A 24154-nucleotide genomic window follows, 5' to 3' on the forward strand; every position below is an offset into this window, starting at 1 on the left:
AGTTATTCAGTTATTTCGATACCATTGACAAACGTTGTACAAAGGTTGAAGTCCTTATCAAAAGAAGCGAGGTTAGCAATTTTTCCAGCTTCAATTGTTCCCAATTCTTTTTCCATTCCAATTGCACGAGCAGGATATAGAGTTGTCATCCGCAATGTTTCATCTAATGGAATACCTACATGGATCACGCTATTTTTAATTGCACCAATCATGGTTAGTGATGATCCACTTAATGTGCCATCTGCATCGACACAAAGACCATTACGATAATATATGGTTTTACCGGCAAAAACGAAGCTATCCATCTCATTTTTGCTAGGATCAAGCCCCGCTGGCGCAGTTGCGTCTGTGACTAAAAGTAATTTTTCACCTTTCAAACGCTTACTGTTACGAATATTTGCCCATGAAACATGTAAACCATCAGCAATGATACCAGCATAAACTTCAGGTGTATCATAAATGGCACCTACAAGCCCTGGGCCTCTGCCTGTAATATAAGGCATTGCGTTGTAAAGGTGAGTCGATAATGAGATACCATTACGGAATCCTTTACGTGCTTCTTCATAAGTCGAATTAGAATGACCCGCAGAAACAATGATACCTGCTTTGATTAATTGACGAACATACTTTTCATCAACCATTTCTGGCGCGAGGGTGATTTTGGCGATGACATCAGCATTATCGCACAAATAGCTAATCATCTGAGCACTTGGTTGACGAATAAATTGTGGATCATGAGTCCCTTTTTTAATCACATTGATATATGGACCTTCTAAATGTAATCCCAATACTTTATTTTCATGTTTCTTCATATAAGCACGAGTTGCTTCAATGCCTATTTTCATCAATTCATCAGAACAGGTAATTAGCGTTGGCAAATAGCTAGTGCAACCTAAGCGTTCATTCGCTTTTTGCATAATTTCTAACGTTTCAACGGTGACATTTTCAGGAGTATCATTAAATTGCACACCGCCACAACCATTAACCTGTAAATCAATAAAACCAGGAGAGACAATTGCACCTTTCATATCACGAACAGTGATATCTTTTGGCAGTTGATCCTGTGGGCAAACCTGCTCAATACGGGAGCCGTTAATAATAATGGCGTGGTTTTCTAAACGGTCGTAACCTGTATAAATAACAGCATTTGTTAAGGCAAACATACCTTTGTCTCCTGATAAGGGAAGTCAATCTAAAAAGCCGATATCAGCCAGCAAATTCTGGCTGATAAGTAAGAGAGCTTAGCCTTTTCCGCTACTTAATCAGTAGGTACTTATTTTACTAAACTTAGTCTTGGTATTTCTGACACTCTTGCGCTTCAATCTGTTGGAAATAACGCAATGTTTTTACACGTAATTCCATTGTTGCAGGATCATCACACACTAAAATTGCTTTAGGGTGAAGTTGAACACAGGAAATCGTCCATAAATGGTTAACAGCGCCTTCTGTTGCTGCATGTACTGCTTGCGCTTTATTAAAACCGGTCGCCAAAATCATTAATTCTTCAGCATCTAATAATGTGCCTACACCGACTGTCAGTGCATATTTAGGGACATGATTAACATTATTGTCGAAGAAACGTGAATTTGCTAAGCGTGTATCTTCAGTTAGCGTTTTCATTCGAGTGCGTGAGGAGAGTGAAGACGCAGGTTCATTAAATGCAATGTGACCGTCGTTACCTACACCGCCCATAAACAGATTGATTTTGCCATAAGACTTGATTTTAGCTTCATAGCGTTCGCATTCTGCTTGTGGATCTTCAGCATTACCATTTAATAAATTGATATTTTCATCTTTAATATCAATATGATTAAAGAAGTTTTCATACATAAAAGTACGATAACTTTGTGAATGATCTGATGGAATACCAACATATTCATCCATATTGAACGTCACAACGTGTTGGAAGCTGACTTTTCCTGCACGATGCAATTCAATTAATTCTTTATATGTCGCCAATGGCGTGCCACCAGTCGGTAAACCAAGTACGAAAGGGCGCTCTGCGGTTGGATTAAACGCGTTGATTTTCTCAACGATATAATTTGCAGACCACTTACCAACTTGTTTTGCCGTGGATAGGGGGATTAACCTCATAGTAACCTCATAGAAAAAAGACAAATCTGATAACTCAGTAACGTGTTATTTCATCGTGTGATTATCAGTGGCTCATCTATAACACGAATTTCTTTTCATTTTTAGCTGATGATCGAAATGTCCCGCCAAAAGATATTTTTAATCATAAAATAAGCTTTCTGACTTAGCCAGCATTTCAGCTAAAAATTATACGATATTAGTGACTTTAATCACAAACTATGACTAATTAATTTGCGATACGAAATAATTTTTTTAGACTAAAAATGGAATTAAATAATTAGCTCATCAATTTTATTATAAAATATGAATGAGTATGAATAAGATCCCGCATAGGGGCTATCCAAGGGGGAGTTTGTGAATATTTTAAGTTATCTGCAGAAGATAGGACGGGCGCTGATGGTGCCTGTTGCTACATTACCTGCAGCAGCAATTCTGATGGGGATTGGCTACTGGATTGACCCAGTAGGCTGGGGTGGCGATAACGCGCTTGCTGCCTTACTTATCAAATCTGGTGCTGCCATCATCGACAATATGTCAGTCTTGTTTGCCATTGGTGTTGCTTATGGTATGTCGAAAGACAAAGACGGTGCTGCCGCTTTAACAGGATTTGTTGGGTTCTTAGTCGTGACAACGCTTTGCTCTCCAGCTGCGGTGTCAATGATCAAAGGCCTACCTTTAGAAGAGGTTCCAGTTGCTTTTGGTAAAATAAATAACCAGTTTGTTGGGATCTTGGTTGGTGTACTTTCTGCCGAGCTTTATAACCGCTTTAGTAGCGTTGAACTGCCTCGCGCACTGTCATTCTTTAGTGGTCGCCGTTTAGTTCCTATCCTAACCTCATTTTTAATGATCATCGTCGCCTTTATTCTGATGTATATCTGGCCTGTGATTTATGGCGGATTAGTCAGCTTCGGTGAAAGCATTAAAGATATGGGCGCATTAGGTGCAGGTATCTACGCATTCTTTAACCGTTTATTAATTCCAGTTGGCTTACACCATGCGTTGAACTCTGTATTCTGGTTTGACGTTGCCGGTATTAACGATATTCCTAACTTCCTTGCAGGTCAGCAAGCTATTGATTCTGGCTTAGCAACTGTGGGTGTAACAGGTCGTTATCAAGCAGGTTTCTTCCCAGTAATGATGTTTGGTTTACCGGGTGCAGCGCTTGCTATCTATCACTGCGCACGTAAAGAGAACAAAGCAAAAGTTGCGGGTATCATGATTGCAGGTGCATTTGCTGCTTTCTTCACAGGTATTACTGAACCACTTGAATTCTCCTTTATGTTTGTGGCGCCTGTGCTCTATGTTATTCACGCATTCTTAATGGCGATTTCTGTTTATATCGCAGCAAGCATGGAGTGGATTTCAGGATTCGGCTTTAGTGCGGGCTTAGTGGATATGTTCTTATCTTCACGTAACCCACTGGCTGTTCATTGGTACATGCTGATTGTTCAAGGTATTGTTTTCTTCTTTATCTATTACGGTATTTTCCGTTTCACTATCACAAAATTTAACCTGAAAACTCCGGGTCGTGAAGATGATGTGATGGGTGATGAAACTGCTGATGGCTATGATGAAGATATCAAAACAGCGCCAGCAAATAGTAAAGAAGGTATTCAACAAGAAGCTCGTCAATATATCGCAGCTATCGGTGGTTCTGATAATTTAACGGGTATTGATGCTTGTATTACCCGTTTACGCTTAAATGTAAAAGATGCCACTGTTGTTAATGATGCCTATGCAAAACGCTTAGGTGCATCAGGTGTTATTCGCTTAAACAAACAAAGTGTTCAAGTGATTGTAGGTACACGTGCTGAATTAGTCGCTAACGCTATGCGTGATGTATTGACTCAAGGCCCTGTGCCAGCTTATGAAGCGTCAGCTGCCTCAACAGTCTCTACTGAAAAAGCACCTGTAAAACAAGCCAACACAAATGCAAAAGTGTTACTTGAAATGATTGCGCCTTTTGATGGTGAGGTCGTGGCATTGAAAGATGTGCCTGATGAAGCGTTCTCTAGTGGTGTTGTTGGGGATGGTGTAGCAATCAAACCAACCTCTAATATCGTGATGGCACCTGCAACAGGTACTGTTGTTAAGATTTTTGATACTAATCATGCATTTTGTATCGAGACTGACAATGGTGTTGAAATCATCGTACACATGGGAATTGATACCGTTGCATTAGGTGGCAAAGGCTTCAAGCGTTTAGTTGAAGAAGGTGCAGACGTTAAAGTCGGTCAACCTATCTTAGAATTAGATCTTGAATATCTGAACGCTAATGCCAAATCGATGATAAGCCCTGTCATTGTTAGCAATATCGATGATTTTGATAAGATTGCTGAACAAGTTGATGGTGTTGTGGTCGGAAATAAAACGGTTATCTACAACGTGTTAAAATAAATTCTATCTAGATATTTAATCCTCTATAAAGAGATGGTTAAATAAGACGATAAAACGGGGAGTCTTTCAAACTTCCCGTTTTTTTATCTCTATTTTGATAAATATCTCAGGGGTGTATTTAGCTAAGGTATTTATGAAACCTGCTTATTGGATTATAGTGGGTTAATTATGCGTTTTGCTTTGAGGAAAAAATGACCATGAATGAGGCAGATGCCCGCCCAACGAACTTTATTCGTCAAATTATTGACGAAGATCTGGCTACTGGGAAACATAATAGCGTTCAAACGCGTTTCCCACCTGAACCTAATGGCTATCTTCATATCGGCCATGCGAAATCAATTTGCCTGAATTTTGGTATTGCTAAAGATTATCAGGGAAAATGTAATCTACGTTTTGATGATACCAATCCAGTAAAAGAAGATATTGAGTACATCAACTCAATTCAAAAAGATGTTCAGTGGTTAGGTTTCCAATGGGAAGGTAGCATTCATTACTCCTCAGATTATTTTGATCAACTTTATCAATATGCGATTGAGCTGATTAATAAAGGCTTAGCTTACGTTGATGAGTTAAGCGCTGAAGAAATTCGTGAATACCGCGGTACATTAAAAGAGCCAGGTAAAAACAGCCCTTATCGCTCACGTAGCGTAGAAGAGAACTTAGCGCTGTTTGAAAAAATGCGTGCTGGTGGCTTTGAAGAAGGTAAAGCGTGCTTACGTGCGAAAATTGATATGGCATCACCATTTATTGTTATGCGTGATCCTGTGCTTTATCGTATTAAATTCGCTGAACATCACCAAACTGGAAATAAATGGTGCATTTATCCAATGTATGATTTTACCCACTGTATCTCTGATGCACTGGAAAATATCACACATTCTTTATGTACTTTAGAATTCCAAGATAACCGCCGTTTATATGATTGGGTGCTGGATAATATCACTATCCCTTGTCATCCTCGTCAATATGAATTCTCACGTCTTAACCTTGAATACACAGTGATGTCAAAACGTAAGCTGAATCAGCTTGTGACAGAAAACATTGTGAATGGTTGGGATGATCCTCGTATGCCAACAATTTCAGGCTTACGTCGTCGTGGTTATACCGCAGAATCTATTCGTGAATTCTGTCTACGTATTGGTGTGACGAAACAAGAAAACAACGTCGAAATGGCAGCTCTGGAATCTTGTATTCGTGATGACTTAAACGAAAATGCACCACGCGCAATGGCTGTTATCGATCCTGTTCGTTTAGTGATTGAAAATATGCCAGAAGGTGAAGAAATTCTTGTTGCACCAAATCACCCAAATAAACCAGAAATGGGAACGCGAGAAGTGCCATTTAGCCGTGAAATCTATATTGATCGCGCTGACTTCAAAGAAGAAGCAAACCGTCAATATAAACGTCTAGTGCTAGGTAAAGAAGTACGTTTACGTAATGCTTATGTTATTAAAGCTGAACGTGTTGAGAAAGACGAACAAGGCGAAATTACGACTATTTACTGTACCTATGATGCAGAGACTTTAAATAAAGATCCTGCTGATGGACGTAAAGTAAAAGGCGTTATTCACTGGGTAAGCATTCCACATGCGATCCCAGCTGAAATCCGTCTTTATGACCGTTTATTTAGCGTACCAAACCCGGCGGCAGAAGATGATTTCTTATCAACAATTAACCCAGAATCATTAGTTATTCGTGAAGGTTTTGTAGAGCGTAGCTTAAAAGATGCGGTTATCGAGAAAGCGTATCAATTTGAGCGTGAAGGCTACTTCTGTGCTGATAAGCTTTCAACGGCGGATAAACTTGTGTTTAACCGTACTGTGGGCTTACGTGACACTTGGGCGAAGATTTCTCAACAAGGCTAATTTGACGTGCTTTAAGTCACATTAGTGCCTTAATGAATAAAATGCTCGGTAATTTATTTATCGAGCATTTTTTTATCTGTTTTACAGCTTATTTTGCCTAATTTTTCATCTATTGATATTAAATATTTACTATTCTTAATTTGATTAGCCTCTCGTTTTATCTTTTTTAGGTGATAAGTTTTCATTTATTTCGTTTGAAATAGTTTATTCACTATCACTTTATTCTTTTGTTTTTTCATATCATCACGCTAAATAACACTGTAATAAGAAAAGTGTGATTCACACCACATATTTTACATCATTAAAAAAGATTATTTATAAATACTACTTATTATTCCTTTCTATAAAAACGAAATTTTATATCATTTAAAGATTGATTTATAAAATACAATTAAATCAAGTGATTATGTTTATTTTTAACCAATCTTTATAAAAGAAAGAAAATGAAACGATCATTTAGTTATGTGCCCTTTGTCATATTTTGATAAAAATTCTTTTTTTTTGGTTGATAATTCGCGTCGCGAAAAATATGCTGTTTATAACCTAATTTAGGTTTTTTCCCCACTTGGGGTTTTATATTTGGAAATAGGCATTGTGCTTATTTCTTTTTTAGTCAAAGTCAAAGAGGAAACAATGCTATGGTTATGCAAAATGCTAAACCAGGCAGGGTGGCACTTGCCGTTATGGGCGCATTGCTTGTAACTGCACTACCTGCAAAAATGTCTCATGCTGAAGGGTTTATTGATGACTCAACCTTAACAGGCGGTCTTTTTTATTGGCAACGTGACCGTGATAGAAAAGAGTTAACACCAAATAGCCCTGATTACGGCAAATACAAAGCTAACTTACACCATTCTACTTTCAACGCTAATCTCGATTTCTCATCAGGTTACCTTGGTGATTTTATTGGTATTGATTTAGCTGCCTTTGGTGCGGCTGAATTGAATAACAGTGGCCCTGCGGCACCTAATGAAATCGGTTTTAGTGATGCAAAAAGTCGCTGGGATGAAAAATGGACTGGCGATCGCAGTGGCATGAGCGTTTATAAAGCGGCTGCGAAATTCAAATTAGGTAACTTCTGGGCTCAAGGTGGATATATTCAACCTAAAGGCCAAAGCTTATTGCGTCCACACTGGAGCTTCTTACCGGGAACTTACCGCGGTGCTGAAGCGGGCGCTGTCTTTGATTTCGATAAAAGTGGTGAATTATCTTTCTCCTATATGTGGACAGATGAATATAAAGCACCATGGTATCGGAATATGTACAATTTCCGTAAAGCTGATCTAGAAACGAATATCAGCTATCTTCACTCTTTCGGCGCTAAATATGATTTTAAAAACAGCTTAGTGTTAGAAGCTGCATTTGGTCAGGCTGATGGTTATATCGATCAGTATTTTGGTAAAGTTTCTTATGATTTCCCAATTGCTGACAATGCATTAAGAACGTCTTACCAATTCTACGGTGCTAAAGATAAAGTTACCGGTGGTGGCGTTAATGACGTTTATGATGGGCTGGCATGGTTACAAGCACTGACTTTTGGTTATACCTACAATGTATTTGACTTCAAAGTAGAAGGAACGTGGGTTAAAGCTGAAGGTAATCAAGGTTATTTCTTACAACGTATGACTCCGGGCTGGGCAACCTCTAATGGTCGTCTTGATGTCTGGTGGGATGGTCGTTCTGACTTTAACGCCAATGGTGAAAAAGCACTTTATGCTGGCGTTATGTATGATCTGAAAAACTGGGATCTGTCAGGCTGGGCAGTAGGTACTTCTTATGTTTACGCATGGGATGCTAAGCCAAGTGGTAAAGCTATTTATGACCAAGGTCAGCGTATCAGAGAAAGTGCATGGAATGCGGATATTATGTATACGGTTCAAGAAGGTCGCGCTAAAGGCACTCTCTTTAAGCTTCACTATACCCGTTATGATAACCACTCCGATATTCCAAGTTATGAAGGTGGTTTTGGTAATATTTTCCAAGATGAAAAAGACGTTAAGTTTAACGTGATAATGCCATTTACTATTTTCTAATATCAGCATAAGGATAAAGTGTATTAATTGCACTTTATCCTGAATAAAACTAAAAAAGCTAAATACGATTACGATAAGTAAAAATAAGTAGTAGAAAGGTAGGGATGCGGTAATTAAGAAGAGCCTTACAAATAAGCCTCGTTAATAAAGTGAAGTTGTCAGCAGTAGTAAAAAGTGGAAGTAAAAGAGTAGAAGTAAAAGAGTAAAAGAGTAAAAGCAGTAAAGAGTCGTTTTAAAATCGCAGTATGTAGTAAAAGTAATGAAGTAAAGTCGTCATGTCATGTCGTCTGAGATAAATGTGAGTGGGTTATGTTTATCTCCTGTGCTTCAGTTATTTCGCAAAATTTGCGTAAGGTATTTACCCTAAGTAAAGGAAGTCAGAGTGGGTATCGTAGTGGGGGGTAAATACCTTTATTTTTTAATTCCTTTCTTTTTCGTCCTTTTCATCCTTGTAGGTTTTTTTATTCTATGGCAAATTTCTTGCCATTCATTTTATCTCACCTTATTTATTATTCTGCATTGAATGCTGTTCGATAATGCGAGTTTTCAGGAAGAAGCATGTTAAAGCGATTGGATGATTTTTTATTAGAACCGCCATTGAAACCCTTTAAAGGTATAAAACGATTTATTGTTGAATTTCTTTTTTTTGGTGTAAAAGAGGCGCGTTCTTGTTTATTTGCCGGATTTTTCTTTTTTATTTTATTTGCAACACCAAGTAAAGGTATCTTTGGTATACCTCGTTATGACGTGCTTCTTATTCTCGCTATCGCTTTTCAATTATGGATGGTGTGGGGAAAGCTAGAAACATGGGATGAATTAAAAGCGATCTGTTTTTTCCACATTGTTGGGTTTGTGATGGAATTATTTAAAACATCAGCGGCAATTGGATCGTGGAAATACCCTGATTTTGCTTATACAAAATTGTGGGAAGTCCCTTTGTTTACAGGGTTTATGTACTCTGCGGTAGGAAGTTATTTAATTCAAGCATGGCGTTTTTTAAAAGTACGAATTGAACATTATCCACCTTATTGGATGGCAACTTTGGTTGCTCTCGCTATCTATATTAATTTCTTTTCTCATCACTTTATCGGTGATTATCGCTGGTATTTAACTGCCTTTATTTTAGGTCTTTATGCTCGTAGTGTGGTTTATTTTACTCCTTATGATACTGAGCGAAAAATGCCTTTATTACTCGCTTTTGTTCTAATAGGTTTCTTTATTTGGCTTGCTGAGAATTTCGGTACATTTTTTGGTGTTTGGCAATATCCTAACCAAATTGGTGCTTGGTCTGCTGTACATGCAGGCAAATGGGGCTCTTGGTCACTATTGGTTATTGTCACATTTACCATTGTGGTTCATTTAAAACATATTAAGCACAGTATCAGTGTGGCTAAGTAGAGTTATCCTCGGATTTTAGGCAATAAAAAAGGAACTGTGAACAGTTCCTTTTTTTTACTGAGAGATTATCCAGAATGAATTATTTCTCATCATGTGCGTGGCTATCTTCTTTGCAATTGCCTTCAGCGCAGTGGCCATATAAGTAAAGGCTATGATTGGAAAGCTTGATACCATGACGTTCAGCGATGTTTCTTTGGCGTAATTCAATTGCATCGTCTGTAAACTCGATAACTTTACCACAATCAAGACAAATTAAGTGGTCATGATGGTGTTGTTGAGTTAATTCAAATACTGATTTACCACCTTCAAAATTATGTCGGGTAACAATACCAGCATCATCAAATTGGTTTAAGACGCGATACACTGTTGCCAGACCAATCTCTTCACCGATATCGATGAGTTTTTTGTAGAGATCTTCAGCACTGACATGATGGCACTCAGGATCCTGGAGCACTTCCAAGATCTTTAAGCGAGGAAGTGTAACTTTTAACCCAGCATTTTTTAACGCTTTATTATTGTCGGTCATGCGGATTTAATCCTGTTGCTAATGGTGAATTTAATTTTTGTGCTCACAAATAGGTTTTATTCATTAATACTCGGGTGAATAAATAACCTCATTGATTATAGGCATGATATTTAAAAATAAACACCCCACCTATCACACTATCTTAGCACACCATTGAATAATTATCATTCTCAATATTGAGTATTTATTTTATCCCAGAATTTCGTCTAGGCTCATTTCTTCTTTGATTTGAGCAACCCAAGCGTCAACACGCTCTTCGGTTAATTCTGGTTGACGATCTTCATCAATCGCAAGACCGATAAAATGATTATCATCTGCAAGCCCTTTAGAGGCTTCGAAATGATAACCTTCTGTTGGCCAATGACCTACGATAACTGCGCCACGAGGCTCAATAATATCGCGGATAGTACCCATTGCATCACAGAAATATTCTGCGTAGTCCTCTTGGTCACCACAACCAAATAGTGCAACAAGCTTACCATTGAAATCAATATCTTCTAGTGTTGGGAAAAAGTCATCCCAATCACATTGTGCTTCACCATAATACCAAGTAGGAATACCTAGTAACAGAATATCGAACGCTTCGATGTCTTCTTGACTGGATTTTGCAATATCATGAACTTCGGCATTATCAGCGCCCAGTCTTTCTTGAAGCATTTTGGCAATATTTTCAGTGTTGCCAGTATCACTGCCGAAGAATATTCCTATGATTGCCATAAAGTGAGATAACCTCTTTTATTCTAAATTCGTTATATTTCAAATTGTAGCGTTATTGACTACGTATATTTTCACAAGTTACATACTTTCTTGTATGTTTCCAGTGACTCATTCACTTGTCACCTAGCTACACTTCAAAATATTTAGAGTATATTTGTCTGTGTTTGAACAATTACTAGTGAAAGATAAGCATTGTGTTTTCATAATAGAAAACTAAAAACGTATTTTGACGAAAATAGCAGGCTAATTCTGTCGAATTTGTGTGGTTTATCTGCTAGCTATTTTTGTTTTGATGCATTTTTAAGGCGTGATTTTGCGCCAATTGCTCTAGTAATATTTCTTCAATAAGCTCACTACGACTGACGTTTCTTTCTGTCGCCAACTCATTGAGAGCATTCACAGCATCTTCATTTAATTTTAACTCAACTCGACGTAAGCCATTAACTCTGTCACGTCTTAATTGATTGCGTTTATTAATTCTAAGCTGTTCATCCCGAGAAAGCGGGTTTGTTTTAGGTCGCCCAGGTCTGCGTTCATCTGCGAACAAATCCAGTGTGGTGCGATCAGTTTGTTCTTTTGCCATAAATTTTGCTGTGAAAGGGCGTATACCAATGACTAAATTGCGAAACGCCCAATAATACCCCACATAGTGATGTCTCGCCACTGCTTCCTGACTTTAACCTATTGTGATTTGGTCTTTTTATCAACAGATACTGTTTTTAAGTACAATAATTATACATTCTATTAAGTTATCATTTTTTCAGTGGCGTTATTTTAAGCAGTTAAATTTATTCACTAAGCTTTCTCTAAAAAGCGACGAATTGCCTTAATGACGGTATCTGGTTTTTCTGAATGCACCCAATGCCCCGTGTTTGCAACAACAAAGGCGGTTGCGAGAGGGAATTGACGAGCTATGTTTTCACGATACTCATCCAAAATATAAGGTGATAAACCTCCCCGAATAAATAATACAGGTTGATGCCAAGCTGGTACTTCTTGCCAGCCAATAATGTCTGAATAGGCATTTTGTATTGCAGGTAAATTAAATAGCCACTCACCATTTTTGAATGATTTAAGTAAAAATTGGATCACACCGTCTTCTTTAATAAAAGGACGCATGATTTCCACCGCATCTTGACGGCGCGTGACTTGGGCTTTAGTTACAGCTTCAAGTGCAGCAAAGATTTTGTCATGACGGCGAACATTATAGGCAACAGGTGACATATCAATCACAACAATATTTGCGATACGCTCAGGGGCTAATGCTGTCATCGCCATCGCAATTTTGCCTCCCATTGAGTGACCAATAATAATGGCTTTTGGGATATTTAAACTATCAAGCAATGTAAGCACATCTTGCGCCATATCTTGATAATTCATACTTTCACTATGAGGAGAATGCCCATGATTACGCACATCAATTTGTATCACGGTATTATCTTGGCGAAGTGCGCGACCTAAAACACCTAAATTATTCAGATCACCAAAAAGGCCGTGGATCAAGACGATAGGTAAACTGGATGCAGGTGTCGTTTCAGGTTGGTGTAATTGATAATTTAATAATGTATTGAGTTTCATATTAATGACCAAAATAATTGCGATTTTCTTCTATGATGACATGCACGAGGTGCTAAGCCAACTTATCGTAATAATATGAAAGAGTGATGAAGTTCAGAAATAATTGATAAGAGAAATTTATAAAAAACTATAAAAGCACTATTGTCTAGGTATATATTCCAAACTTATTTAAAAAGTTGAAATCTTGACATTGCTCAAAAATAAATAATTAGAATTTTATATTATTTGGGGGCTGGAGTGGTGTGATATAGTGGAATTTAAAGCTGGCTTTGTGCGAATAAGTTCAAAGAATAGAAGATGATACCGAGATAAACAATAGGATAAATACCGAGCTTAGCCTTTAAAACGGTAGGATCTTGAATAGATCCTCTTTAAGTTATTGAAATTTTACCTATTTTGTTTTTAAAGATTATATCTTATAATCCTAATTACTTTTTTTTGAAAATAGTACTGGGTAGCAATGAAAAAGATAGAAATTGATGACGAACTTTACCGCTATATTGCTAGCGAAACTAGACATATCGGTGAAAGCGCTTCAGATATTTTAAGGCGTCTACTGAAGCTCGATGCCAAACAGCCCGTACAACCAGTCGTTGTCACTGAGTCAGTACAAGCGCCTGTTATTAAACAGGAAGCTGAACCTACACCTATAACACCAGCTATTACACCAGCAAAAAATCCGATCCGTGAAATGCGAGAACTGCTGTTATCTGACAGTTATGCAGAAAAAACAAAATCAGTTGATCGTTTTTTACAGATCCTTTCTACGTTATATAGCCTAGATAGCGCTACTTTTACTCAATCTGCTGAAACAGTACATGGACGAACACGTATCTATTTTGCTGGTGATGAACAAACATTACTCGATAGTGGACGTCATACAAAACCGCGCCATATTTCAGGCACGCCGTTTTGGGTTATTACTAACTCGAACACAGAGCGTAAGAGAACGATGGTACAAAGCATCATGCAGGATATGCAATTTCCTGCAAATGAGATTGATAAGGTGTGTGGAACTATCTAACCACTATTGTTAATTGATGCATTGCAAAGGCTTTTGTTTAAAGCGTGATTGTGATGTCAAATAGGAGAAGATTTGTGGCAATTCATCCAAGAGCAGGGCAGCATACTCGTCAAAGTGATCTGATTAATGTGGCGCAATTAACGTCTCAATATTATTCACTTAAACCACAAGCTAGCAATAACGCTCATCGTGTGAAATTTGGTACATCTGGTCATCGCGGAAGTGCAAATCGCCATAGCTTTAATGAAGCGCATATTTTGGCAATTGCACAAGCTATTGCTGAAGTACGTGCTAAAAATGGAGTAACAGGGCCATGCTACGTGGGTAAAGATACTCATGGACTGTCAGAGCCTGCATTTATTTCTGTTTTAGAAGTACTTGCTGCCAATAAAGTTAAGGTGATTATTCAAGAAAATAATGGCTATACACCAACACCGGCAGTTTCTTTTTCTATTTTGACATACAACGAAGCACATCAAGATATTGCTGATGGTATCGTGATAACACCATCTCATAATCCACCTGAAGATGGCGGTATTAAATATAATCCATCAAATGGTGGACCTGCGGATACAGATTTAACTTCAGTTATTGAGAAACGTGCCAATGAACTGCTTGAAAGCAATTTAGCGGGCATCAAACGTCTTTCTTATGATGAAGCATTAGCAAGCGGTTATATTGAAGCTCAAGACTTAATTATGCCTTATGTCAAAGCGTTAGGTGACGTTGTTGATATGGAAGCTATTAAGAAAGCAGGCTTAAAATTAGGTGTTGATCCATTAGGTGGTTCCGGTATCGAGTACTGGAAACGTATTGGTGAGTATTATGGCCTTGATCTTGAATTAGTTAACGATCAAGTTGATCAGACATTCCGTTTTATGACGCTTGATCATGATGGCGTTATTCGTATGGACTGTTCGTCACCATGGGCAATGGAAGGTTTATTACAACTGCGTGATAAATTTGACTTAGCCTTTGCCAACGATCCTGATTATGACCGTCATGGTATTGTGACACCGTCTGGTTTAATGAATCCAAACCACTATTTAGCGGCTGCAATTAACTATCTTTTCCGTCATCGTCCACAATGGGCTAAAGATGTAAAAGTGGGTAAAACACTGGTTTCAAGTGCAATGATTGACCGTGTTGTCGCTGACTTAGGTCGTGAACTTGTTGAAGTGCCAGTTGGTTTTAAATGGTTTGTTCAAGGCTTATTTAGTGGTGAATTTGGCTTTGGTGGTGAAGAGAGTGCAGGTGCATCTTTCTTACGCTTTAATGGCAAACCATGGTCAACCGATAAAGATGGCATCATTTTATGTCTGTTAGCTGCTGAAATGAAAGCCGTCACAGGTAAAGATCCGCAAGAGCATTATAACGAATTGGCACAACGCTTTGGTTCACCAAGCTATAACCGTATTCAAGCATCAGCAACTCATGAACAAAAAGCGCTGTTGTCTCGCTTATCACCAGAAATGGTAACCGCAAGCACATTAGCCGGAGACCCGATTACTGCACGTTTAACACATGCATCAGGTAATGGCGCATCTATTGGTGGCTTAAAAGTGATGACCGATTACGGTTGGTTTGCGGCTCGTCCTTCTGGCACTGAAGAAGCATATAAGATTTACTGTGAAAGCTTCCGAGGCCCTGAGCATCGTGAATTAATTGAAAAAGAAGCGATTGAAATAGTAAATAATGTTTTTGCTAACAAATAAGTTAGTGCAATAAACTATTTATATAGAATACACTCTACCCAAAGGTAGAGTGTATTTTTTTAATTATTGAATATTTTTAGATCACAGCATTGATATCCATCATTGAGGTTGATTTAGAATTAAAAATAGAGTGGATAATCAATACAATGCAAAATAATTTTGTTTTACGAAGTGTACGTTACATGCTGGATCTAAGTGATGCACATGTTGTTGAAATCATGAAACTGGCTGATTACACAGTTACAAAAGAGTTAGTAAATAGCTGGCTGAAAAAAGACGATGAACCTGAATTTGTCGAGTGTGACGATAATGCAATGGGGCATTTTTTAAATGGTCTAATTTTTTATCGTCGCGGAAAAGATGAAAACTTCCCAGCACCTGAAGTTGAAAAGCGTATTACAAATAACATTATCTTAAAAAAACTGCGTGTCGCTTTTGAATTAAAAGATGTGGATATTCTAAAGATTTATGAGCTTGCGGACTTCCGTGTTTCTAAGCCTGAATTAAGTGCTGTATTTCGTAAACCAGGACATAAAAACTACCGTAACTGTGGCGATCAGCTTGTAAGATACTTCCTGAAAGGATTAACCGAAACCCTGCGTGGTAAAGGTAAAGCAGTTAAGAAATAAGTTCAGGGTATTTTAAGCCATAAAATTCTCTATTTACTGATGACACCCCAAAATTGGTTTTCAATATTGGGGTGTTTTTTTATGGTATTAGCTGGCAAATTAATAAATTTATTGCTACTGTTGTATTACTAAGTAATACAATGTGGGAAGGATTTATGGCACGAGTAACTAGCGTAACTTTGGGTGAACATTTTAATGGTTTTGTTGGTGAAATGATTAATTCAGGACGTTATGGAAATACCTCCGAGGTAATCAGAGATGCTTTACGTATGATGGAAATCAGAGAAGAACGGATCCAAATAGTTCGTAAAATGGTACTAGATGGTGTGAATTCACCAGAAAGTGAAAACAACATGGATGATATTTTTGCAAGAGCTGAAAAGGACTTAAATGTATAAACTCTCTAAATTAGCAGAAGAAGATATTTATCAAATTGCACGTTATACCATTCAGCAATTTGGTGTAACTCAGGCAAAAAAATATCATAATGAGTTAAAACAGACATTTGAGCTACTTGCTCGAGCACCTTGGATTGGGCGAGAGTGTAATTGGGTGTGTGACGGTATGAGACGATTTGAGTTTAAAAAACACTCAATTTATTATCTACCAAAAAATGATACCTTATTTATCGCTCGCCTTATCCATCATTCGATGGATGTGGATTTTCTTGATTTCCCTGAATAAGTATTTCATTACTCACTGCTAAATGTATTATTCAGTTGTGTATTATTTAGCAATAGATCTATATTATTAATACTAAAACCCGCATTCTTGAATATCCTACCTCTCTTCTCTTATTTGATTTTTTTCTTTTTTGATAATTTATCCTCAAAATTATTTACTACAACTTTCATTAAGTAAAAATACCGATCTAATTTTGTTAATAATTATGTTACTTATGTTTCGTTTTTGTTTCCATTCTGAAATTTAATTACATATCAAGCAAAATAAAGGTGATTTTTCGCACGAATTGAGTGGTCTGATCAGTAGTAAAATTTCATCAAATGAGGTAAAATTTCAGTCATCAAATTAATCTCTATACAGGAGAGCACTATGCCAGCTTATAACGAATATACAAAAAAACATGTTTTGGCCCGTCGTACTGGTGCTGTTGCGCTAGGTGTTGTGGCATTTCCTGTTATGATTTTCCATCCTAAACGCGCACAATTTTATAGCTATATACACCGTGTATGGTCTAAAACAAGTGATAAACCAGTTTGGCTGGCAAAATCAGAAGTGGCACTCAATAGTCACAAATAACAGAATATAAAAATAACGCCTGCAAAAGTAGGCGTTATTTTTATCCCGCTTTAAGCACTTTTCCTGTGCTATCTTTTTGTTTTTTCTTATCCTCAAATAATCTTCAATTTTTACGTTACAATAAACAGTAATGAGTCATTTAAACGAAAGCCATTAACCTATTGCTATTTATCTTATTGTTATATAAATAGTGGCATTCGTGATAACAGGGAAATAAATGAAATGAAGAATACTGATCTGGAATTAGTGATTAATGAGAAGTTAAGCATTGAGAACTTTCAAGATTATGCGCCTAATGGACTTCAAGTCGAAGGACGCCCTCATATTCAAAAAATAGTAACGGGTGTGACTGCAAGCCAAGCATTACTTGATGAAGCTGTACGATTAAACGCTGATGCAATTTTAGTACACCACGGTTACTTTTGGAAAAATGAGCCTGTTGTTATTCGTTCAATGAAGCGTAATCGCTTAAAGACATTGCTTTGTAATGACATTAATCTTTTTGGTTATCACCTGCCGTTAGATGCCCACCCAATCTTAGGAAACAATGCTCAATTAGCGTTAAAAATGGGCGTTAAAGTTGAAGGTGAAATATTACCTTTAGTGCCTAAAGGTGTATTTGATTTGCCTTTAACGCCTCTTGAATTAAAAGAACGTTTAGAAAAAGCGTTACAACGCAAGGTATTACATTGTGGTGATAATGCCCCTGAAACTATTCGTAATATTGCTTGGTGCACGGGGGGCGGGCAGGGCTTTATTCAAGATGCAGCAGAGCAGGGTGTGGATGCTTTTGTAACGGGTGAAGTATCGGAACAGACTATTCATATCGCAAGAGAAATGGGCGTTCATTTTTTTGCAGCGGGACACCATGCGACAGAGCGTTATGGTATTAAAGCATTAGGTGAATGGCTTGCTCAAACACATCACTTCGATGTGACGTTTGTTGATATTGATAATCCAGCATAAGCCTACTTATTCTTATTTTATCAGCTATCTCTCTAATTAAAGAGAGATAGCTTTTTTGTATATATACATCCTCAGCTATATCGGGAGATATTTATTACTCATTAAGCTGAATGGGTAATGGACTTTGTAATTGTTGCAGATTATCACATAGCCAAATTAACTGTAATAAAGCCTGAGAGTCACGCGTAGTTAATGCCAGATAACGAGCTAATTGGTTGGCAATTAATGTCATTCCCAAATCGTCAGCAGTATGTTTACTTGTTTCTAACTGCTCTTTTTGCATTTCAGAAAGCAATTCCCGTCCGGTACATGCTTGGGCTTCTAATACAGACAAAATAGGGCGACAGAACTTTTGTGCTAATGTCGGTTCACTGTGATGCATTGCCGTTTGTTGCTTACGTTTAGCCATATATTCTTGAATACGACTAATAAATCCTGATTGTTTTTTCTTACGTGGAAATTGGTCAAAATCGAGATAAAACATTTCAATGCCTTTTTCGGTTTTGAGCCAAATAGTCGTTGGCAATAAATCCATATTTAAATCACGTCGAACAGGCTGCACGGTGACTGCAACTATCTCTAATTCTCGCTTAGTGAGATAACGTAATTCTTCCAGATTATTTTGCATTGTTCCTTCCCAATAAAGACGTAAGAAGGCTGAATTATCATGATTATCTGAAACATCCCAGATAACGCATTGCTCTATTTCATACCAAATTAATGGTTTATAGCTTTTGATATGTAAGACGAGAGGGGAAAGAAACCCTTCAGGCTGATTAGCAAAATAGTCTGGTAACTCTTGCCAATTGTTGATCCCTAATTCAGTTTGTAGATTGTGATAATCGGTAATATCAAGAAAATCAGTTTGGCTTTGTGCGAAGCTTTCGCCAATAGTTGCCAGTTTTCCTTCATCAGAAATACGAGGCTCTTGTAATAAAAAAGGACGACGCATTAATTTATCGGATGTTTGTTTCCATAACGATAAACTATTCCAAACACTATAACGATTAAACAGAGTATCAAGTTGATTAGGGCGTGCTTGAGTCGCTTGTAATAGCTGTTTCTCTTCTTTATCCCAAAAGGTAAAGGTTGCGCCTAATGCACCACTTTGCGCTGTCCACCAATTTGCGCCAACAGGGATCAGAGAGAGGCTCGCTTTTTTATCGTCATATTGACGGCGAAGTTGTCCTCGTAACACTTTTAGCTGTTCTGGCGTCGCACTGGATAATTGAAATAGATAGGCTGAAATATGAGCTAACAAGCGCAAGACATTACTTTCATCCATAGTGAAATGTCTTTCTGCCAACAGTTTGACTTGAGTGCTCAATGTTCGTAAATAAGATGCCAAACGAGGTAAACCTTCTGCTCGAGCGGACATATTCAATAAGTGTAATTGTGTGGCACTGCTCAAGCTGATATGTGATAGCCCTTGGCGCAATAAATCATAAATAAATTGTTCAACCGTCGTAATTAACGCTGTTTCTTCTTCATTGAGAGGGCGCTTTGAAGATTGCACAATGATTAAATCTTCAGGCCAACTCCATGGTTGAGCATGTTGTTCAAATATTTTAGCCACAATAGCAAGGTGGAATGCTTTTTTCTGTGAGTCAGAAAATGGCGATAACATGCCATCGTAACCACTACCTTGTAAGAAAATAACGGGCTCATCAACATCAGGGAGTTGAATTTTTAACTGTGTCCCTGTGTCTTCTAAATTCAATGTTATTGTTTCCCACTGCTCAACTAATTTAATCGCCACACGACAGGCTGGTTTTCCTGCCTTTTTGATTAATGCTTCCGGATCAAGTGTAAATAGCGTAGGTAACAGTGGAGAGATTTCAACAGGCTCAATAATAGCCTCTGATGATGTTTCTCCACTATTATCGTCATTTGAATTATCAGCGCTATTGTTAGCTTGTAGCCATAAAACAGCGGCTAAAATATGTTTGCAACAACCAGATGCAGAGCAATCGCAACTGGCTTGTTGGATACCCGCTTCGTGTAAAACAACATTTTGTCCATCACTGCTAAATTGCCCAGTATTGGCATCAGTGAGAGAAACTTTTTCGTTATCAACATCTTTTCTTGCGCGTCTTAATAATCCTGCATTAGCAAATACAGTGAGCGCATCTTCATCGTAATGAAAGTAAACAGTTTGCCAACTCATTGCATTACCTCTGCCAACCATTGTGCGAAATGTTCAGGTGTTAACGCTGCAACTTGCATGCCTCTATCTGCAAGTTTTTGTGCAATAGCAGAGTCATAAGCAGGTTGAGCCTCATCATCAAGTGCTGCAAGACCCAATAATTTAACTTGTTGGCTATTAAGACGTTGCGTGCAATCTAATAAACGGTTTAATGAGCCACCTTCTTCAAAGTCACTGATAAGTGAAATAACTGTGCGTTTAGGGTTTTTGACCAAACTTTCACAGTATTGCATTGCACCTGCAATATCAGTACCGCCACCCAATTGTACGGTCATTAAGACTTCAACGGGATCGTCTGCTAAATGCGATAAATCGACAACTTGGGTATCAAAAACTACTAAAGAGACATTAACAGCAGGTAAAGAGGCTAAAATACTGGCACAAACAGCCGCATACATAATTGAGCTAGACATTGACGCACTTTGGTCAACGCAAAGAATGACATCCCACGGAAAATGTTGTTGCATCCGTGAGTTAAAGTAAGGAGTTTCAATCACTAAACGGCGATTTTGAGTATCGTAATGTTTTAAGTTTGCAGCGATGGTGGCACGCCAATCAAAATTACGGCTATTAGGCACTAAAGAGCGTCTAAAACGATTACGGCGACCTGTTAATGATTGGCGAAAGTTATTGCGAATTTGACGCAAAATATCATCGACCACTTTACGAATAATCGTTTTAACTGCATCTCGCGTTTCTTCACTCATGCGTCCACGTAAACTTAATAATGTTTTCGCTAACGCTTTTGTTGGCTCCATCGCTTTTAACGTATTGGGATCTTTAAGAAAACTACTGATTTGATAACGTTCAATAGCCTGTGATTGCATACGTTCAAAGGTGCTATTAGGAAATAGCTTACGCGCTTGATTTAGCCAGTTTACCGCAGTAAGTTGCGATGCATCGAGTGATCCATGACGTCCTCGCTCTTGGCGAAGACCTCGGCGCTGATATTCTCGGCGGTAGAGAAAGTCGAGTGTACGCTCCACTTTTAAATCATCAGCATTAAAAGTCGCTTGCCCAAGGGCATCATCAGCATATTGACCTAAAATCAGACGCCAACGTTTTGCTTGTTTTATTTTATCTTCAGGCATATCGTCATTATGCTGACTCATGAGTCGTATCTCCTTTCTCTATTTTCTTAGCGTCAAACCAAGAAATCATGCCTTGTTCCATTATTCGCTGTTGTAATTTTTGATTGAGTTTAGTGGCTTCAAGCATCTGTTTAGCACTAAATTCTGACTGCCATAAAGATAACGCTTGGGTATCTAAACCAATATCGTTGGCAATATATTGCGCCAGCTCTGCATTTTGTTTGGGATTAAGTTGGCTAAAGGCAAAACGCAGATCAGGCAAGATCTGAATAAATCGCTCTTCATCCCATTGCTGTAGCAAGGTATTTAAGTGATCGACCAATAACGGAAGGCGAATAACTAACTCTGGTGCTGTTCGCATCATACCAACGAAATAACCAATGGCATGTTCAGGAGAACTGCCTGTACTGAAGGTCGTATTTAGCGCGGTGACCAACGTATTTTCATCAATATATGAACCTAAATAACGTAAGGCATCTACTGCACCTTTTAATAAAGGCACTGTATCTAATTGACCATCAAGGCGATTGAGTTGCTGATAGAAATCACTTTTATAATCATGCTGATTATTGAGCGATGGCATAAATTCAATCAATTCACGTAAAGAGAGTAGAGCTTGTAAATTGCTTTCTTGTTGTTGTTCATCACCTTGAGCCAATTGCTCTAAACAAAAGAAAGCTTGCGGAATAACTTGATGTAGGCGATTTTCAAGTGAAAGCTCATCAGTAATATCAAGATATTGGCGACCTCGCCATAAATGGATCAGTTTATGTCCACACTGAGTCAGTGACTCAAGACGAAAATCTTGCTGAATATAGCTATCTAACAGTTTAAAGAGTGATGGAATGCGCTGGTGGAGCCCAATTAATGCGGCTTGGATTAATAATGTAACAGCACTCTGACTTGAACGACTTTGCCCTTGTTCTTCAAGCTGTTTCTCCATTGATAACAGCTTATTTAAGGCGATAGCTTCGAGTTGAGAGCCTTTCTCTGATAATGAAATCAGCTCGCCTTCTACATTGGGTGTCCAAGCGTATTGCCACTCTTCAAATAACAGATCTAATTGATGACCAGAAAGAAAATCAGGACCATTTACACGGTGTGCAAAATGGATCTCTAAGAAAGCCAATAAATGTAGAAAACGGCTTCTTAAGCGATGTTGTGGGTTACGATAAACATCACATTTAGTTGTTTTTGCTAAAGTATCATCAAGTTTGAAACGAAACGCTCTAGCTCGCTCATAAGTCTCATTAACTAAAGGAGGTGTTGCCGTACCTAATGGAATTTTACCTAAGAGATAGCCTGAGAAGCAGGTTTTGATTTCAGCCCACAATTCGCTTTGACTATCATCTAAACTGCCCTTAATAAAGGCACTTTGTAAACCATCAAGCAAATCATAGCGACCTGTACCTGCGTGATCTCTTAATAAAGCGAGGCGTAAACTCTGTTCGGCTGCGAGTTTTACAGCTAAATAACTCGGTGGATTATCAAATTGTTTTTCTCTAATCGCCTGAGCCACAGAGCTTAGAAAAGCAATCCCCATTTTATTGCGATAAACTTGGGTTGGCTGTTTGGCAACATCATTATTTTCTAATTTATCATGATGTTGTTGCATCAAACTTAGCCAAGCTTGTTGATAAAATGCAGGAGAAGGCATACCTGAAGCATAACCATTAAGTGCATCTAGTCTGTCAAAACTGTAGCGAATAAGCCAAGCTTGCTCATTTTCGCCCATTTTTTGCATTTTAGTGAATTGCTTTTGTTCTGTGCTAGAAATGGCGAAAAATTGAGATTGTGAGTTAGCTAGACCTTCAATTAATGCAAGGGTATGGAATCCCCCTGTGACGATTAAAATTTTAGCATTAGGCTCTTGCTGTTTGATGGTTTGAATATGAGCGAGCATATGTGCTTCACGCTGTGAAGAGCCCTCAGATTCAAGCACTTCTGGTTCATAATCAAGACGTGCAAGTGCGCACCAAATAAAGGTGTCATTAAAAAGTGTTTGCCAATCAGCTAAGGCCTCAATACTACGTAATTCAAAAAGATGCTCCCAAACATCATCATGATCACGACAGTGACATTTTTTAGCTAATTGCGCGATAAACTGGCTATGTGCTAAATAACGTTCTTTTTGTAAGCTTCGACTTTGCGAGTCGCTATACTCTTCGTTATTAACTTGTGCAGCCCAAGGTAAATCAATAAAACGTGTTTTGGCATTGATGCGCAAACCACCCCGCAAAGCTTGCCATTCAGGCGAATATTCACAAAATGGAAAATAGGCAGAGTGCAGTGATTTCTCACGCTCTTCTTGGTTTCCATCATTATGCAAATACTCAGCTTGCCCCATAATCGCAACGGGAGGCAGGGTATCTTTATCTGTTAGGCTAGGAATAAGTGAATTAAAGGTATCTGGGCCTTCAATTAAAATATAATCAGGTTTTACAGAATCAATTAATGATAAAACCGCATAAGCACAAGCCGGGCTATGGTGGCGTACAGGGGCAAAATAGAGATGTTGTTGCTGTAACGACGTCCATTTCAGTCGTGCTTGGTCAATTCTTTCTGGTAAAGGTATTGAAGGTAGCGTCACCGTGTCGATCCCTTTTCTGGGTGAAAAGGCAGAGTAAGTTAACTCTGCCTTTAATAGATAAATAA

Annotated in this window: 20 protein-coding genes; 11 read left to right on the top strand and 9 right to left on the bottom strand. The window is 38.2% G+C overall.

Going from position 1 to position 24154, the window contains the following annotated elements:
- Window positions 1–2 precede the first annotated feature (2 nt).
- Together nagA and nagB are read right to left on the bottom strand one after the other, a co-directional pair.
- On the bottom strand, window positions 3–1163 hold the full coding sequence (gene nagA / locus D7029_RS05330) for an N-acetylglucosamine-6-phosphate deacetylase (RefSeq protein WP_194952045.1): 1161 nt from the start codon (window positions 1161–1163) through the stop codon (window positions 3–5).
- A gap of 124 nt (window positions 1164–1287) precedes the next feature.
- Window positions 1288–2094: a glucosamine-6-phosphate deaminase gene (gene nagB, locus D7029_RS05335; RefSeq protein ID WP_075671607.1), complete on the bottom strand. Its 807-nt coding sequence runs from the start codon at window positions 2092–2094 to the stop codon at window positions 1288–1290.
- A 354-nt stretch (window positions 2095–2448) separates the two neighbouring features.
- On the opposite strand from nagB, the gene nagE reads away from it, so the two are divergent.
- The 4 genes from nagE to D7029_RS05355 all read left to right on the top strand — a co-directional run bounded on the left by nagE (window position 2449) and on the right by D7029_RS05355 (window position 9787).
- Window positions 2449–4491, top strand: a complete 2043-nt coding sequence (gene nagE, locus D7029_RS05340) for an N-acetylglucosamine-specific PTS transporter subunit IIBC (protein WP_194952046.1) — start codon at window positions 2449–2451, stop codon at window positions 4489–4491.
- Window positions 4492–4688: 197 nt separating this feature from the next.
- Window positions 4689–6356 (top strand): glutamine--tRNA ligase, encoded by a 1668-nt coding sequence (gene glnS / locus D7029_RS05345; RefSeq protein ID WP_088493432.1) that lies wholly within the window; start codon window positions 4689–4691, stop codon window positions 6354–6356.
- Between the two features lie 638 nt (window positions 6357–6994).
- Window positions 6995–8389: a chitoporin ChiP gene (gene chiP, locus D7029_RS05350; protein ID WP_088493431.1), complete on the top strand. Its 1395-nt coding sequence runs from the start codon at window positions 6995–6997 to the stop codon at window positions 8387–8389.
- Between the two features lie 558 nt (window positions 8390–8947).
- Window positions 8948–9787 carry a DUF817 domain-containing protein gene (locus tag D7029_RS05355; protein ID WP_194952047.1) on the top strand — a complete coding sequence of 280 codons (840 nt, stop codon included), beginning with the start codon at window positions 8948–8950 and terminating at the stop codon, window positions 9785–9787.
- A 79-nt stretch (window positions 9788–9866) separates the two neighbouring features.
- Here the strand turns inward: D7029_RS05355 and fur are convergent, their stop codons facing one another.
- The 4 genes from fur to ybfF all read right to left on the bottom strand — a co-directional run bounded on the left by fur (window position 9867) and on the right by ybfF (window position 12608).
- On the bottom strand, window positions 9867–10313 hold the full coding sequence (gene fur, locus D7029_RS05360; protein WP_023581171.1) for a ferric iron uptake transcriptional regulator: 447 nt from the start codon (window positions 10311–10313) through the stop codon (window positions 9867–9869).
- A 189-nt stretch (window positions 10314–10502) separates the two neighbouring features.
- Complete coding sequence (gene fldA / locus D7029_RS05365; protein WP_004244384.1) at window positions 10503–11030, bottom strand: flavodoxin FldA; 528 nt, start codon at window positions 11028–11030, stop codon at window positions 10503–10505.
- A 274-nt stretch (window positions 11031–11304) separates the two neighbouring features.
- Window positions 11305–11613 (bottom strand): LexA regulated protein, encoded by a 309-nt coding sequence (ybfE, locus tag D7029_RS05370; RefSeq protein ID WP_036912278.1) that lies wholly within the window; start codon window positions 11611–11613, stop codon window positions 11305–11307.
- 212 nt (window positions 11614–11825) lie between these two features.
- A complete protein-coding gene (gene ybfF / locus D7029_RS05375) occupies window positions 11826–12608 on the bottom strand; it encodes an esterase (RefSeq protein WP_194952048.1) in 783 nt (260 codons plus the stop codon).
- 460 nt (window positions 12609–13068) lie between these two features.
- Here ybfF and seqA point away from each other — a divergent pair, with 460 nt between their 5' ends.
- The 7 genes from seqA to D7029_RS05410 all read left to right on the top strand — a co-directional run bounded on the left by seqA (window position 13069) and on the right by D7029_RS05410 (window position 18202).
- On the top strand, window positions 13069–13632 hold the full coding sequence (seqA, locus tag D7029_RS05380; protein ID WP_194952049.1) for a replication initiation negative regulator SeqA: 564 nt from the start codon (window positions 13069–13071) through the stop codon (window positions 13630–13632).
- A 74-nt stretch (window positions 13633–13706) separates the two neighbouring features.
- A complete protein-coding gene (pgm, locus tag D7029_RS05385) occupies window positions 13707–15347 on the top strand; it encodes a phosphoglucomutase (alpha-D-glucose-1,6-bisphosphate-dependent) (RefSeq protein ID WP_194952050.1) in 1641 nt (546 codons plus the stop codon).
- 146 nt (window positions 15348–15493) lie between these two features.
- The gene (locus D7029_RS05390; protein WP_036938475.1) at window positions 15494–15976 is read left to right on the top strand and encodes a DUF1456 family protein; all 483 of its coding nucleotides are present in this window, start codon (window positions 15494–15496) and stop codon (window positions 15974–15976) included.
- Window positions 15977–16131: 155 nt separating this feature from the next.
- The gene (locus D7029_RS05395) at window positions 16132–16374 is read left to right on the top strand and encodes a type II toxin-antitoxin system ParD family antitoxin (protein ID WP_194952051.1); all 243 of its coding nucleotides are present in this window, start codon (window positions 16132–16134) and stop codon (window positions 16372–16374) included.
- Window positions 16367–16660, top strand: a complete 294-nt coding sequence (locus tag D7029_RS05400; RefSeq protein ID WP_194952052.1) for a type II toxin-antitoxin system RelE/ParE family toxin — start codon at window positions 16367–16369, stop codon at window positions 16658–16660. Before D7029_RS05395 ends, D7029_RS05400 begins: the two co-directional genes overlap by 8 nt.
- Window positions 16661–17029: 369 nt before the next feature.
- Window positions 17030–17236: a YbfA family protein gene (locus tag D7029_RS05405; protein WP_036912074.1), complete on the top strand. Its 207-nt coding sequence runs from the start codon at window positions 17030–17032 to the stop codon at window positions 17234–17236.
- Between the two features lie 222 nt (window positions 17237–17458).
- Window positions 17459–18202, top strand: a complete 744-nt coding sequence (locus tag D7029_RS05410) for a type 2 GTP cyclohydrolase I (RefSeq protein WP_194952053.1) — start codon at window positions 17459–17461, stop codon at window positions 18200–18202.
- A 94-nt stretch (window positions 18203–18296) separates the two neighbouring features.
- Here the strand turns inward: D7029_RS05410 and D7029_RS05415 are convergent, their stop codons facing one another.
- Genes D7029_RS05415 through D7029_RS05425 form a run of 3 tightly spaced genes read right to left on the bottom strand, consistent with a single transcriptional unit; the run spans window position 18297 to window position 24089 of the window.
- A complete protein-coding gene (locus D7029_RS05415; RefSeq protein ID WP_194952054.1) occupies window positions 18297–20369 on the bottom strand; it encodes an SWIM zinc finger family protein in 2073 nt (690 codons plus the stop codon).
- The gene (locus tag D7029_RS05420; protein ID WP_194952055.1) at window positions 20366–21520 is read right to left on the bottom strand and encodes a VWA domain-containing protein; all 1155 of its coding nucleotides are present in this window, start codon (window positions 21518–21520) and stop codon (window positions 20366–20368) included. Before D7029_RS05420 ends, D7029_RS05415 begins: the two co-directional genes overlap by 4 nt.
- On the bottom strand, window positions 21507–24089 hold the full coding sequence (locus D7029_RS05425) for a DUF5682 family protein (protein WP_194952056.1): 2583 nt from the start codon (window positions 24087–24089) through the stop codon (window positions 21507–21509). Before D7029_RS05425 ends, D7029_RS05420 begins: the two co-directional genes overlap by 14 nt.
- Between the last annotated feature and the right edge of the window lie 65 nt (window positions 24090–24154).

It is taken from the genome of Proteus vulgaris (genome assembly GCF_016647575.1).
Lineage (GTDB): Bacteria > Pseudomonadota > Gammaproteobacteria > Enterobacterales > Enterobacteriaceae > Proteus > Proteus mirabilis_B.

Bases quoted from the DNA above. Each gene is read 5' to 3' on its own strand.
- nagA (WP_194952045.1), bottom strand. From the start codon at position 1,163: ATGTTTGCCTTAACAAATGCTGTTATTTATACAGGTTACGACCGTTTA.
- nagB (WP_075671607.1), bottom strand. From the start codon at position 2,094: ATGAGGTTAATCCCCCTATCCACGGCAAAACAAGTTGGTAAGTGGTCT.
- glnS (WP_088493432.1), top strand. From the start codon at position 4,689: ATGAATGAGGCAGATGCCCGCCCAACGAACTTTATTCGTCAAATTATT.
- chiP (WP_088493431.1), top strand. From the start codon at position 6,995: ATGGTTATGCAAAATGCTAAACCAGGCAGGGTGGCACTTGCCGTTATG.
- D7029_RS05355 (WP_194952047.1), top strand. From the start codon at position 8,948: ATGTTAAAGCGATTGGATGATTTTTTATTAGAACCGCCATTGAAACCC.
- fur (WP_023581171.1), bottom strand. From the start codon at position 10,313: ATGACCGACAATAATAAAGCGTTAAAAAATGCTGGGTTAAAAGTTACA.
- fldA (WP_004244384.1), bottom strand. From the start codon at position 11,030: ATGGCAATCATAGGAATATTCTTCGGCAGTGATACTGGCAACACTGAA.
- ybfE (WP_036912278.1), bottom strand. From the start codon at position 11,613: ATGGCAAAAGAACAAACTGATCGCACCACACTGGATTTGTTCGCAGAT.
- ybfF (WP_194952048.1), bottom strand. From the start codon at position 12,608: ATGAAACTCAATACATTATTAAATTATCAATTACACCAACCTGAAACG.
- seqA (WP_194952049.1), top strand. From the start codon at position 13,069: ATGAAAAAGATAGAAATTGATGACGAACTTTACCGCTATATTGCTAGC.
- D7029_RS05390 (WP_036938475.1), top strand. From the start codon at position 15,494: ATGCAAAATAATTTTGTTTTACGAAGTGTACGTTACATGCTGGATCTA.
- D7029_RS05395 (WP_194952051.1), top strand. From the start codon at position 16,132: ATGGCACGAGTAACTAGCGTAACTTTGGGTGAACATTTTAATGGTTTT.
- D7029_RS05400 (WP_194952052.1), top strand. From the start codon at position 16,367: ATGTATAAACTCTCTAAATTAGCAGAAGAAGATATTTATCAAATTGCA.
- D7029_RS05405 (WP_036912074.1), top strand. From the start codon at position 17,030: ATGCCAGCTTATAACGAATATACAAAAAAACATGTTTTGGCCCGTCGT.
- D7029_RS05410 (WP_194952053.1), top strand. From the start codon at position 17,459: ATGAAGAATACTGATCTGGAATTAGTGATTAATGAGAAGTTAAGCATT.
- D7029_RS05415 (WP_194952054.1), bottom strand. From the start codon at position 20,369: ATGAGTTGGCAAACTGTTTACTTTCATTACGATGAAGATGCGCTCACT.
- D7029_RS05420 (WP_194952055.1), bottom strand. From the start codon at position 21,520: ATGAGTCAGCATAATGACGATATGCCTGAAGATAAAATAAAACAAGCA.